The organism is Streptomyces sp. NPDC092952 (assembly GCF_044754785.1).
GTDB lineage: Bacteria > Actinomycetota > Actinomycetes > Streptomycetales > Streptomycetaceae > Streptomyces.
Genome location: NZ_JBIVPT010000002.1, coordinates 359,714 through 373,207, shown reverse-complemented (window position 1 = coordinate 373,207; position 13,494 = coordinate 359,714). Strand labels below are relative to the sequence as shown.

Here is a 13,494-nt window from a genome sequence, read left to right as displayed (position 1 = left end):
CAACCCCGGTCGGCCGTACGGAACGCCACTGTTCCGTACGGCCGGTCGTTGACATACAGGCACGAATATTCCGACGAGGAAGGCACGGCCGCCGCACGTGAGGGACACACGAGAGAGCCGGCTGCTCCTGGTGCTGCTGATCGCCATCGCGTTCGCTTTGATCACGGTGGACATCCGCGGAGGCGAGGAGTCGCCGGTGGACGGCGCCCGGAAGGCCGCCGCGGCGGCCTTCGGGCCGGTGGAGAACGGCGTCGCGGCCGCCGTCGATCCGGTGGGCAACGCCATAGGGGCGGTACGCGAATCCGGGGCGCGGCACACCCGGATCGCCCAGCTGGAGCAGGAGAACGCCAAGCTCCGCACGGAACTGGGCAGCGACGGCCGGAACCGCAGCCGGGTCCGCGAGCTGGACCGGATGCTGAAGAAGTCGGCCACCGGGCAGTACGGCATCAAGGGTGCCGAGGTCATCGCCATAGGAGCGGCCCAGGGCTTCTCCTGGACGATCACCATCGACGCGGGGTCCAAGGACGGGATCAAGCGCGACATGACCGTCATCAACGGTGACGGCCTGGTGGGCCGGGTCACCACCGTCGGCCCGGACACCGCCACGGTGCTCCTCGCCAACGACCCCGACTTCACCGTCGGCACCCGGATGGAGAAGACCGACGAGCTGGGCTTCGCCACCGGCCAGGGCTCCCAGCCGCTGTCCGTCCAGTTCCTCAACGGCAAGGCCAAGGTGAAGAAGGGCGACCGGCTGGTCACCTTCGGCTCCAGCAAGGACAAGCCGTTCGTGCCCGGGGTCCCGGTCGGCGAGGTCGTCCGCGTCGACCCGTCCGGCGGCGGTCTGACCCGTACGGTCTACGTCCGTCCGTACGTCGGGTTCACCAAGCTCGACATCGTCGGCGTCGTGGTCCAGGCGCCGCGCGAGGACCCCCGGGACATGGTCCTGCCCAAGCAGCCGGCCAAGCCCGCCAAGCCGAAGCCGACGCCGACCGTCACGGTCACGATCTCGCCCAACGGCGACATCGTCGACACCGGGGGGAACGTCGTCGGGAACATCCACGAGAGCCCGGACGCCGGCAACAGCCCGGATCCGAACGGCACTTCGAACGCGGTCGACGAGCAGAGGTAGAGCTGATTCCCATGCGTCTGAACCGGATTCTGCTCTCCACCGTCCTGGTCGTCGTCGCCCTGGTCGTCCAGGTCTCCGTCCTCGCCCGCCTCCAGCTCCCCGGTGCCGTCCCCGACCTGCTGCTGCTCGTCGTACTCGGTCTCGCCTTCGTGTACGGGCACGTCAGCGGCGCCCTCGTCGGCTTCGGCGCGGGGCTCCTGGCCGACCTGGCACCGCCCGCCGACCACGCGGCCGGGCGGTACGCGCTGGTCCTCTGCGTCATCGGCTACCTCGCCGGGCTGGCCAAGCCCGAGACCGGGCAGCTCAAGTCGGCACTGGTCCCGATGACCGGCGTGGTGGCCGCGGCGATCGGCTCGACCCTGCTGTACGCGATGGTCGGCGCGCTCGTCGGGGACACCGCGGCCCGCCACGTGGGCCTCGGCAGCCTGCTGTTCACCGCGGCCCTCTACGACCTGCTGCTCGCGCCCTTCGTCGTCCCGCTCGTCATGGCCGCCGCCAGACGCACGGTGGGCGACCCGCTCGCCGACACCGGTGGCGGCGGGGACGTGGCGGCCGGCTGGCTCGCCACCGGCACCGGTCTGAGGATCGGCAGCCAGCGCGGCGGGCTGCGCGTCAAGGCCGCCCGCAACCGCGCGGCCCGCGCCGGACGCATCAAGGGGGTCAAGCGCCTGTGACCAACATTCCCGAGACCGGCCGGACCCCGCGGGTCCAGATCCGCCTCGTCGTCATCCAGATCCTGGTCCTCTCCCTGCTGCTCACCCTCGGCGGGCGGCTCTGGTACCTCCAGATCCGCAACGGCCAGGAGTACAGCGACGAGGCGAAGAACAACCACGTCCAGCAGGTCGTCCAGCCCGCCGTCCGCGGCTCCATCCTCGACGCGCGCGGGGTGCCGCTCGCCGACAACGAGACCCGGCTGGTGGTCTCCGCCAGCCGCACCGAGCTGCTGAAGATGAAGGACGACGGCAAGAGCGTGCTGACCCGGCTCGCCGGGGTCCTCGACATGAAGCCGAAGGACGTCCTCGACAAGGTCCGGCTCTGCGACGCGAAGACGCCGCAGCCCTGCTGGAACGGTTCGCCCTACCAGCCGATCCCGGTCACCGACGAGGCGACCACCCAGCAGGCCCTGACGATCCGCGAGCGAGCCGAGGACTTCCCCGGGATCACCGCCGAACCCACCGCCGTACGCCGCTACCCGGCCCCCGGCAAGGCCAACACCGCGCAGGTCCTCGGCTACCTCTCGCCGGTCACCGACGAGGAGATCACCAAGGCCCAGGACACCGACTCGCCGTACCTCCGCGCCGACCAGGTCGGCCGCTCCGGCCTGGAGCGCACGTACGACAAGGAGCTGCGAGGCAAGGCCGGGGTCACCCGCTACGAGGTCGACAACCTCGGCCGGGTCATCGGCCAGGCCAAGAACGACAAGGCGGAGCCCGGCTCCTCCGTCGTCACCTCCATCGACGCCCGGGTCCAGGCCGTGGCCGAGTACGAGCTGAACGGGGCGATGAAGGAGGCCCGCAAGGCCTTCGACAAGAACACCGGCGAGAACTACAAGGCCGACTCCGGTGCCGTCGTCGTCATGGAGGCGAAGACCGGCCGGGTCGTCGCGATGGCCTCGCTGCCCAACTACGACCCCAACTCCTGGGTCGGCGGCATCTCCGCCAAGGACTACGCCAAGCTCACCGGCAAGAACTCCAACTTCCCGCTGCTGAACCGGGCCATCCAGGGCCAGGCCGCCCCCGGCTCGATCTTCAAGGTCATCTCCTCGACCGCCGCGGTCAACGCCGGATACGCCTTCGACGGCCACTACCCCTGCCCCAGCGCGTACAGCATCGGCGGCCAGACCTTCACCAACTACGAGTCCCAGGGATACGGCGACATCACGATCGGCCGCGCCCTGGAGGTCTCCTGCGACACCGTCTACTACGGCCTCGCGCACAAGGAGTGGCTGAAGGACGGCGGCATGAACCCGAAGAAGCACCCCAAGGACTGGTTCTTCAGGACCGCCCACCAGTTCGGCCTCGGCAAGGAGACCGGCATCGACCTCCCCAACGAGGTCAGCGGCCGCGTCCCCGACCGCGAGTGGAAGCAGAAGTTCTTCGACGCCAACAAGGACGCCTGGTGCAAGCAGGGCAAGAAGGACGGCACGTACGTCGAGCGGATCGCCTACGAGAACTGCCGCGAGGGCGACAAGATGCGCGCCGGTGACTCCGTCAACTACTCGATCGGCCAGGGCGACACGCTCGTCACCCCGATCCAGATGGCCACCATCTACGCCGCCATCTCCAACGGCGGCACGCTCTACGACCCGACCGTCGGCAAGGCGGTCGTCAGCGGCGACGGCAAGGAGATCCAGGAGATCAGGCCGAAGTCGCACGGCAAGCTGCCCTTCACCCGCAAGACCCGCAACGACATCGACAAGGCCCTCGCGGGCGTCGCGACCGTCGGCTCGGCCGCCTGGCGGTTCGGCGGCTGGCCGCAGGCCAAGATCCCGATGCACGCCAAGACGGGTACGGCCGAGGTCTACGGCAAGCAGACGACCTCCTGGTTCGCCACGTACACCAAGGACTACTCGATCGTCATGACGATCTCCCAGGGCGGTACAGGCTCCGGCGCCTCCGGCCCCGCCGTGCGCAACATCTACGACGCGATCTACGGGCTCGACAAGTCCGGCAACCAGGACCTGAAGAAGGCGCTGCTGCCGACGCCGCAGAAGGCCCTGCCGAAGATCCAGTCGGACGGTTCGATCGACTCCCCGTCGATCAAGCCCTACGACCCGAGCTCGCAGCAGACCCCGGAGAGCCAGACGCTCGCCGCGATCGTGGGGAGGCGCGACTGATGGCCGGCTTCTCCGTACAGCGGTACGCGCCCGAGCGCACCACCTGGGCCAGGCTCGTCGCCCGCGACTCGGTGGTCCGCAAGCTCGACTGGCCGATGCTCGGGTCGGCCCTCGCGCTCTCCTTCATCGGCTCGCTGCTGGTCTACTCGGCGACCCGGGGACGCGATTCGCTCACCCACGGCGACCCGTACTACTTCCTCTTCCGGCACGCCCTCAACACCGGCATCGGCCTCGCCCTGATGATCGGCACGGTCTGGCTCGGCCACCGCACCCTGCGCGGCGCCGTCCCGATCCTGTACGGCGTCTCGGTGCTCCTGGTGCTGACGGTGCTCACCCCGCTCGGCGCCACCGTCAACGGCGCCCACGCGTGGATCATCATCGGCGGCGGCTTCTCGCTCCAGCCCTCCGAGTTCACCAAGATCACCATCATCCTGATCATGGCGATGCTGCTCGCCGAGCGCGTCGACGCGGGCGACCAGCTCCACCCCGACCACCGGACGGTCGCCAAGGCCCTCGGTCTGGCCGCCGTCCCGATGGTCATCGTGATGGGGATGCCCGACCTCGGCTCGGTGATGGTCATGGTCGTCATCGTGCTCGGCGCGCTGCTCGCCTCCGGGGCATCGAACCGCTGGATCGCCGGACTCCTCGGCGCGGGCGTGGCCGGGGCCGTCGCGATCTGGCAGCTCGGCCTGCTCGACGAGTACCAGATCGCCCGCTTCGCCGCCTTCGCCAACCCCGCGCTCGACCCGGCGGGTGTCGGCTACAACACCAACCAGGCCCGTATCGCGATCGGCTCCGGCGGACTCACCGGGACCGGCCTCTTCCACGGCACCCAGACCACCGGCCAGTTCGTCCCCGAACAGCAGACCGACTTCGTCTTCACCGTCGCGGGAGAGGAGCTCGGCTTCGTCGGCGCCGGGCTGATCATCGTCCTGCTCGGGGTCGTGCTCTGGCGGGCCTGCCGGATCGCCCGCGAGACCACCGAGCTCTACGGCACCGTCGTCGCCGCCGGGATCATCGCCTGGTTCGCCTTCCAGGCCTTCGAGAACATCGGGATGACGCTCGGCATCATGCCGGTCGCCGGGCTCCCGCTGCCCTTCGTCTCGTACGGCGGCTCCTCGATGTTCGCCGTCTGGGTGGCGGTCGGGCTGCTCCAGTCGATCAAGGTGCAGCGCCCGATAAGCGCCTGATCCACCGGAAGCGCCCGGATCGCCGTAGATTCGGGGTATGGCGAACGTACGGCACGGGCGGCCGCGGCGCGCCGGCGGCGAGGAGCCGGCCACCGCGGGCGACCACGTCCTCGCCTACCTGCGCGAGCAGGCCGGGGCCGTCGCCGCCCTCGAACCGGCCGTCCGCCGCGACCGGCCCGACGCCGTGCACCGGATGCGCGTCGCCACCCGCAGCCTGCGCAGCGCCCTGCGGACCCACCGCAGGCTCCTCGACCGGGGCGCCACCGGCCCGCTCGCCGACGAGCTGAAGTGGCTCGCCGCCGAACTCGGCGCCGACCGCGACCAGGAAGTGCTCGACGCCCGGCTCCTCGCCCGCCTCGACGAGCTGCCCGGCACCCTGGTCCTCGGCCCGGTCCGCGCCCGGCTGCGGATCCGGTCGGCGGACCGGCGCGGCGGCCCCCGCCGCCGTACCGTCGCCGTGCTCGACGGGCACCGCTACCGGGACCTCCTCGACGCGCTCGACGCCCTTCTCGCCGACCCGCCGCTGCTCCCCGCCGCCGCCCGCGACCCCGCCCGGGAGCTGCCCCGCGCGGTGCTGCGGGAGTACCGCCGCCTCGCCGCCCGGATCACCCGCGCCCTGGAGCTCCCGCCCGGACCCGGCCGGGACCTCGCCCTGCACGAGGCCCGCAAGGCCGCCAAGCGCGCCCGGTACGCGGCGGACGCCGCCCGCCCCGCCCTCGGCCGCCCGGCCAGGAGGTTCGCCAAGCGGATGAAGGCCGTACAGAGCCTCCTCGGCGACCACCACGACGGCGTGGTCGCCCGCGAGGAGCTGCGCCTCCTGGCCGCCCGGGCCCACGCCGCGGGCGAGTCGGCCTTCACCTGGGGACTGCTGTACGGGCGGGAGGAGGCCGCCGCCGCGGCCAGGGAGCGGGAGCTCGTCCGCGTATGGGAGCGGGCCTCCCGGCCCGGACTGCGGGCGGCGCTGGGAGGCTGAGCATCGGGGTACGCTTGATGGTCACCCCTTGCCCGCTCTCGAAAGTGCGCGATGTCTGTCGACTCGGTCTTCCCACAGCTCGAAGCTCTGCTCCCGCATGTGCAGAAGCCCATCCAGTACGTCGGCGGTGAGCTGAACTCCACCGTCAAGCCCTGGGACGAATGCGACGTCCGCTGGGCCCTGATGTACCCGGACGCGTACGAGGTCGGGCTCCCCAACCAGGGCGTCATGATCCTCTACGAGGTACTCAACGAGCGGCAGGGCGTCCTCGCCGAGCGCACCTACAGCGTGTGGCCGGACCTGGAAGCGCTGATGCGCGAGCACGGCGTCCCGCAGTTCACCGTGGACAGCCACCGCCCGGTCAAGGCCTTCGACGTCTTCGGGCTGAGCTTCTCCACCGAGCTCGGCTACACCAACATGCTCACCGCCCTCGACCTCGCGGGCATCCCGCTGAACGCCGCGGACCGCACGGTGGACGACCCGATCGTGCTGGCCGGCGGCCACGCCGCGTTCAACCCCGAGCCGATCGCCGAGTTCATCGACTGCGCGGTCATCGGCGACGGCGAGCAGGCCGTCCTGGAGATCACCGAGACCGTCCGCGCCTGGAAGGCCGAGGGCTGCCCTGGCGGCCGCGAGGAGGTGCTGCTGCGCCTCGCGAAGACCGGCGGCGTCTACGTACCGGGCTTCTACGACGTCGAGTACCTCCCCGACGGCCGCATCGGCCGCGTCGTGCCCAACCGTTCGGGCGTGCCGTGGCGGGTCTCCAAGCACACCGTGATGGACCTCGACGAGTGGCCGTACCCGAAGCAGCCGCTCGTCCCGCTCGCCGAGACCGTCCACGAGCGGATGTCCGTCGAGATCTTCCGCGGCTGCACCCGCGGCTGCCGTTTCTGCCAGGCCGGCATGATCACGCGCCCCGTGCGGGAGCGAAGCATCACCGGCATCGGCGAGATGGTCGACAAGGGCCTCAAGGCGACCGGCTTCGAGGAGGTCGGCCTGCTCTCGCTCTCCTCCGCGGACCACACCGAGATCGGTGAGATCGCCAAGGGCCTCGCCGACCGGTACACCGAGGACAAGATCGGCCTCTCGCTGCCCTCCACCCGCGTCGACGCGTTCAACGTGGACCTGGCCAACGAGCTGACCCGCAACGGCCGCCGCTCCGGCCTCACCTTCGCCCCCGAGGGCGGCTCCGAGCGGATGCGCAAGGTCATCAACAAGATGGTCTCGGAGGAGGACCTCATCCGCACGGTGGCCACCGCGTACGGCAACGGCTGGCGCCAGGTGAAGCTGTACTTCATGTGCGGCCTGCCCACCGAGACCGACGAGGACGTCCTCCAGATCGGCGACATGGCGGTCAACGTGATCGCCAAGGGCCGCGAGGTCTCCGGCCAGAACGACATCCGCTGCACCGTCTCCATCGGCGGCTTCGTGCCCAAGCCGCACACGCCCTTCCAGTGGGCCCCGCAGCTCAGCGCCGAGGAGACCGACGAGCGCCTGGCCAAGCTCCGCGACAAGATCCGCGGCGACAAGAAGTACGGCCGCTCCATCGGCTTCCGCTACCACGACGGCAAGCCCGGCATCGTCGAGGGCCTGCTCTCCCGCGGCGACCGCCGCGTCGGCTCCGTCATCCGCGCGGTCTACGAGTCCGGCGGCCGTTTCGACGGCTGGCGCGAGCACTTCAGCTACGACCGCTGGATGACCGCCGCGGAGAAGACCCTGCCCGGCTACGGGGTGGACGTCGACTGGTACACCACCCGCGAGCGGAGCTACGAGGAGGTCCTGCCCTGGGACCACCTGGACTCCGGCCTGGACAAGGACTGGCTCTGGGAGGACTGGCAGGACGCGCTCGACGAGACCGAGGTCGAGGACTGCCGCTGGACCCCGTGCTTCGACTGCGGCGTCTGCCCGCAGATGGACACGAGCATCCAGATCGGCCCGACCGGCAAGAAGCTGCTGCCGCTGTCGGTCGTGAAGTAGGAGCGACCGCCGAGGGGCGGACGGACCCCCGTGCTCCGGACGGAGCACGGGGGTCCGCGCGTGACCGCCGCGAGAACCGCCACGCCCGGCCGGCCGCCGGGTGCTCGGGCCCGGCCGGGGAAACCCGGACCGGGCCCCGCGTGTGCCGGGCACCACCCCGCTGACCAGGGGCGCGGCGGCCGGGGGAACCGGGGAGGCGCCTTGCGCGTACTCTGGGTAGTACAACGACTGTGCCCAGCGCGGCGCCCGAACCAGAGATCTCCTCGCCCGGAACCCATGAGGCCGGGCGGGGGTGAGCCGGACCGGACACCCCGGGCCACCTGACATTTCGAGGGCGGCGTGCCACCGCGTCCGCTCCGCATCGAGGAGAAGAACCACTGGGCAAGCGACAGCCCGAAGGCCCGCCGCCCGCACCCGCGGTGCAGCGCATCCGACTGCGCTACACCAAGCGCGGCCGCCTCCGGTTCACCAGTCACCGTGACTTCCAGCGCGCCTTCGAGCGGGCCCTGCGCCGCTCCGAGGTGCCCATGGCCTACTCGGCGGGATTCACCCCGCACCCCAAGGTCTCCTACGCCAACGCGGCCCCGACCGGCACGGGCAGCGAGGCCGAGTTCCTGGAGATCGCCCTCACCGAGGCCCGCGATCCGGCGGTCCTGCGCGCGCTGCTCGACGACTCCCTGCCGGACGGCCTCGACATCGTCGACGCCGTGGAGGCCCACACCTCCGGCCTCGCCGACCGGCTGACCGCCTCCGTCTGGGAGCTGCGGCTGGAGGGCGTGGAGCCCGCCGCGGCGGCCGGGGCGGTGGACGCCTTCAACCGGGCGGAGACCGTGGAGGTCCAGCGCCGCGCGAAGAACGGGATGCGCACCTTCGACGCCCGGGCCGCCGTCGTCGACCTGCGGGTCGTCGATCCACCGGCTGATAGGCCCGGGGACAGGCCCTGTGCGATACTGCGGCTGGTTGTTCGGCACGTAACACCTGCCGTGCGACCCGACGACGTCCTGTCCGGTCTTCACGTGGTGGCCGACCTGGCGCCGCCGGTCCCCGCAGCGGTGACCAGGCTGGCGCAGGGGCTCCTCGACGAGGATTCCGGCACGGTGACCGACCCGCTCGCGCCCGACCGCGAGGCAGCCCCGGCCGCTCCACCCACGGCCACCGGGACCGCCGCCGCGACGGCGCCGGAAGGTGCAGGTTCCGCGTAAGGCGGTCGTTGCGGCGCGGCCTTCGGCCCCGGAGCCATCCGGAGCGGGCCGCGCGATGACCCAATAAGACTTTCGCCAGGCCGTCCGCCCCGCGCGTACGGAACCGGCGAGCCAGACACTGAGCTCCCGTGCGGCGCCCGCGCCCCGGACGGCCAAAGCCGCGTATCCCACGCGGACCGCCGGACCGGAACCAGGCGCGGCGCCCGGGAGCCTGACGGGAGAACCGCCCGCATGCCCCAGTCCACTGAACCCGGCACGACCGGGAACAACGAAGAGAACAACGCTCCCGGCGACAAGCTGCCGCCGCGCCGCAGGCGCCGCGCCGCGTCCCGGCCGGCCGGTCCGCCGGTGACGGAGGAGCGGGCCGCCGAGGCCGCCGCGCCGGCCATACCGGCCGTTGACGCCGGAGTGTCCGACAGCAAGCCCGCCGAGGCCGCCGCTCCGGCGGAGGAGGCGGCCCCCGCCCGTCCGCGCCGCCGTGCGGTGCGCAAGGCGACGTCCCCGGCCGGTGCGCCGAAGGCCGCCGAGGCCACCGAGCCCGTCGCGGCCGCCGAGCCGGTGGCCGAGGCCGCCGCTCCGGTGGAGGAGGCCGCTCCGGCCCGTCCGCGCCGCCGTGCGGTGCGCAAGGCGACGTCCCCGGCCGGTGCGCCGAAGGCCGCCGAGGCTGCCGAGGTCGTGGCGGAGGCCCCGGCCGTCGTCGAGCCCGAGCCGGTCGCCGAGGCGCCGGCCGCCGAGCCCGCCGCGCCGCGTGGCCGGACCCGCCGCCGGGCATCGGCTCCTGCCGGTGCGCCGCAGTTCGCCGAGCCGGTGGCCGAGGCCGTCGTCGCGGTGGAGGAGGAGGAAGAGGAAGAGGAGACCGCCGAGCCGGTCGCCGAGGTCGTGGAGGCGGCTCCGGCCCGTCCGCGTCGTCGTGCGGTGCGCAAGGCGACGTCCCCGGCCGGTGCGCCGAAGGCCGCCGAGGCCGTGGAGGTCGTGGCGGAGGCCCCGGCCGTCGTCGAGCCCGAGCCGGTCGCCGAGGCCCCGGCCGCCGAGCCGGAGGCCGAGGACGCCGCGCCGCGCGGACGTCAGCGCCGCCGGGCCACGGCCGCCGCCGGCCGGCCGGAGTTCACGGCCCGGACCGAGGAGCCGGCCCGCAAGAGCCGCCGCGCCACCCGTCCCGCCGTGGCCGTGTTCCAGGCGCCCGTCTTCGCCGAGCCGATGTTCCAGACCCCGGAGACGGCCGCCGCCGCCGCTGCCGCCTCGCGTGAGGCGGAGAGCGTGGTCGAGGAGGAGCCCGCGGCCGTCGAGGAGACGGTGTCCGCCGTCGAGGCCGAGCCGCAGTCCGGTCCGCGCCGCCGTCGGCGCCGTCGCGGTGAGGCCGCCGAGCCCGAGCAGGCCGCCGCCCCCGTCGTGGAGGAGCCGGCCGAGGAGGAGCCCGCCGAGCCCGAGGCCGAGCACGAGGGCGAGGGCGACGAGACCGACGAGTACGGGGACCGCCCCTCGCGCCGCCGCCGTCGCGGGGGCCGTCGCCGCCGCCGTGGCGAGGCCCACGAGGGCGAGGAGGCCGCGGAGCAGTCCGCCGACGAGGCCGCAGCCGACCACGCCGAGGACGAGGCGGAGCACGCCGCGGAGTCCGACGAGGAGGACGACGAGCACGAGGCGGCCGCCTCGGGTTCCAGCAGCAGCCGTCGCCGTCGCCGTCGCCGTCGCCGCAGCGGGGACGCCGCGGCCGACGCCGAGAGTGGCGCGGACGACCCGGAGCGCACGGTCGTCAAGGTCCGCGAGCCCCGCCGCAAGGAGGAGCGCGAGCCCGGCACCGGCTTCGACGAGGTCCAGTCCATCAAGGGCTCGACGCGCATGGAGGCCAAGAAGCAGCGCCGCCGCGAGGGCCGCGAGCAGGGCCGCCGACGCGTCCCGATCATCACCGAGGCCGAGTTCCTGGCCCGCCGCGAGGCCGTCGAGCGGGTCATGGTCGTCCGCCAGAACGGCGACCGCACCCAGATCGGCGTCCTCGAGGACAACGTGCTCGTCGAGCACTACGTCAACAAGGAGCAGGCCACCAGCTACGTCGGCAACGTCTACCTGGGCAAGGTGCAGAACGTCCTGCCGTCCATGGAGGCCGCCTTCGTCGACATCGGCAAGGGCCGCAACGCCGTGCTCTACGCCGGTGAGGTGAACTTCGAGGCGCTCGGCATGGCCCACGGCCCGCGCCGCATCGAGACCGCGCTCAAGTCCGGCCAGTCCGTCCTCGTGCAGGTCACCAAGGACCCGATCGGCCACAAGGGCGCCCGCCTGACCAGCCAGGTCTCGCTGCCCGGCCGCTACCTGGTCTACGTGCCCGAGGGCTCGATGACCGGCATCAGCCGCAAGCTGCCCGACACCGAGCGGGCCCGGCTGAAGACCATCCTCAAGAAGATCGTCCCCGAGGACGCGGGCGTCATCGTCCGTACCGCCGCGGAGGGCGCGAGCGAGGACGAGCTGCGCCGCGACGTCGAGCGGCTCCAGCAGCAGTGGGAGGAGATCCAGAAGAAGTCGAAGAGCACCGGCGGCTCCAACGCGCCGACCCTGCTCTACGGGGAGCCGGACATGACCGTCCGGGTCGTCCGCGACATCTTCAACGAGGACTTCTCCAAGGTCATCGTCAGTGGCGACGACGCGTGGGAGACCATCCACGGATACGTCTCCCAGGTGGCGCCCGACCTGGCGGACCGCCTGTCGCGCTGGACCTCCGAGGTCGACATCTTCGCGACGTACCGGATCGACGAGCAGCTGATGAAGGCGCTGGACCGGAAGGTCTATCTGCCGAGCGGCGGCTCGCTGGTGATCGACAAGACCGAGGCGATGGTCGTCGTCGACGTCAACACCGGCAAGTTCACCGGGCAGGGCGGCAACCTCGAGGAGACCGTCACCAAGAACAACCTGGAGGCGGCCGAGGAGATCGTGCGCCAGCTGCGGCTGCGTGACCTCGGTGGCATCGTCGTCGTCGACTTCATCGACATGGTGCTGGAGTCCAACCGGGACCTGGTGCTGCGGCGCCTGCTGGAGTGCCTGGGCCGGGACCGTACGAAGCACCAGGTCGCCGAGGTTACGTCGCTGGGCCTGGTCCAGATGACCCGCAAGCGGGTGGGCCAGGGGCTGCTGGAGTCCTTCTCCGAGACCTGCGTCCACTGCAACGGGCGCGGTGTGATCGTCCACATGGAACAGCCGACGTCGGTCGGTGGCGGCGGCAAGCGCTCCAAGAAGCGCGGCCGGGGCGGTGCGGACCACGAGCACGTGACCGAGGCCGTGACGGAGACCGAGGCCGAGACCGAGACCGAGGCGGAGGTCGCCGCCGAGGTGGCCGCCCCGGTGGCGCTGCCCGAGCCGGAGTTCGCCCCGGACGAGGAGCTGTACAGCAGCGCGGCCGAGGCCGAGGCCGCGATGTCCCGCGGCCGTGGCCGCCGTCGGGCGACCCGCAAGGCGACGGCCCCGGCCGGTGCCCCGAAGGCCGTCGAGCCGGAGCCCGTCGTGGTTGCCGAGCCCGTCGAGCCCGAGCCGGTCGTGGCCCCGGAGCCGGTGGCCGAGGCCCCTGCCCCGGTGGCCGAGGAGACCCCCGCGGCCGAGGCCCCCAAGGCCCGTACCCGCCGCCGGGCGACCCGCAAGGCGACCGCACCGGCCGGCTCCCCGGCCCCGGCCGAGGAGGCCCCGGCCGAGGCGGCCGCCCCCGTGGAGCCCGCCGAGCCCGAGCCGGCTCCGGCCGAGCAGCCCGCCGCACCGGAGGAGGCGCCCGCCGAGGCCGCCCCGCCGCGTGCGCGTCGCCGGGTGACCCGCAAGGTCACCGCCCCTGCGGGCCCGCCCGCCGGCGGAGACGGCGCCGAGGTCGTCGTGGTGACCGCCCCGTCCGAGCCCGAGGCGGCGGCGGAGGCGGACGCGGAGGCCGAGACGGCGGCCCCGGCCAAGAAGGCGGCCCGCAAGACCGCCAAGAAGGCCACGGCCAAGAAGGCGGCCACGAAGAAGACGGCCGCCAAGAAGACCGTCGCGAAGAAGACGACGGCCAAGAAGGCGGCGACGAAGAAGACCGCCGCGGCGGAGAAGGCGGCGAAGGCCGCCGTCCCCGCCGACGCCGAGAGCTGACCGGCGGCCGGAACACGACGGAGGGGGCGCGGGCCATCGGCCCGCGCCCCCTCCGCGCTTCCACTCTCTGTGGATCACCACTGAGGCGTGCGTCA

General features: G+C 72.6%; 7 protein-coding genes and 1 pseudogene. All 8 read left to right on the top strand.

All coding sequences use genetic code 11. The features are described from left to right. The first annotated feature begins 97 nt into the window (after positions 1 to 97). The 8 genes and pseudogenes from mreC (at position 98) to ACIQGQ_RS05595 (ending at position 13,399) form a co-directional block, all read left to right on the top strand. The gene (gene mreC / locus ACIQGQ_RS05630; RefSeq protein ID WP_402391038.1) at positions 98 to 1,129 is read left to right on the top strand and encodes a rod shape-determining protein MreC; all 1,032 of its coding nucleotides are present in this window, start codon (positions 98 to 100) and stop codon (positions 1,127 to 1,129) included. Between the two features lie 11 nt (positions 1,130 to 1,140). Next, entirely contained in the window at positions 1,141 to 1,803 is a 663-nt protein-coding gene (mreD, locus tag ACIQGQ_RS05625; RefSeq protein ID WP_402391035.1) for a rod shape-determining protein MreD, read from the top strand. Then, on the top strand, positions 1,800 to 3,965 hold the full coding sequence (gene mrdA, locus ACIQGQ_RS05620) for a penicillin-binding protein 2 (protein WP_402391032.1): 2,166 nt from the start codon (positions 1,800 to 1,802) through the stop codon (positions 3,963 to 3,965). The genes mreD and mrdA overlap by 4 nt, the downstream gene beginning before the upstream one ends. Further along, on the top strand, positions 3,965 to 5,155 hold the full coding sequence (gene rodA, locus ACIQGQ_RS05615) for a rod shape-determining protein RodA (protein ID WP_402391029.1): 1,191 nt from the start codon (positions 3,965 to 3,967) through the stop codon (positions 5,153 to 5,155). Before mrdA ends, rodA begins: the two co-directional genes overlap by 1 nt. A gap of 82 nt (positions 5,156 to 5,237) precedes the next feature. After that, a pseudogene (locus tag ACIQGQ_RS05610) lies at positions 5,238 to 6,128 on the top strand (CHAD domain-containing protein); the annotation flags it as partial. 51 nt (positions 6,129 to 6,179) lie between these two features. Further along, positions 6,180 to 8,105, top strand: a complete 1,926-nt coding sequence (locus ACIQGQ_RS05605; RefSeq protein ID WP_402391027.1) for a TIGR03960 family B12-binding radical SAM protein — start codon at positions 6,180 to 6,182, stop codon at positions 8,103 to 8,105. Positions 8,106 to 8,524: 419 nt separating this feature from the next. Beyond that, positions 8,525 to 9,307: a TIGR03936 family radical SAM-associated protein gene (locus ACIQGQ_RS05600; protein WP_402391025.1), complete on the top strand. Its 783-nt coding sequence runs from the start codon at positions 8,525 to 8,527 to the stop codon at positions 9,305 to 9,307. Positions 9,308 to 9,538: 231 nt separating this feature from the next. Further along, complete coding sequence (locus ACIQGQ_RS05595; protein WP_402391022.1) at positions 9,539 to 13,399, top strand: Rne/Rng family ribonuclease; 3,861 nt, start codon at positions 9,539 to 9,541, stop codon at positions 13,397 to 13,399. Positions 13,400 to 13,494 lie beyond the last annotated feature (95 nt).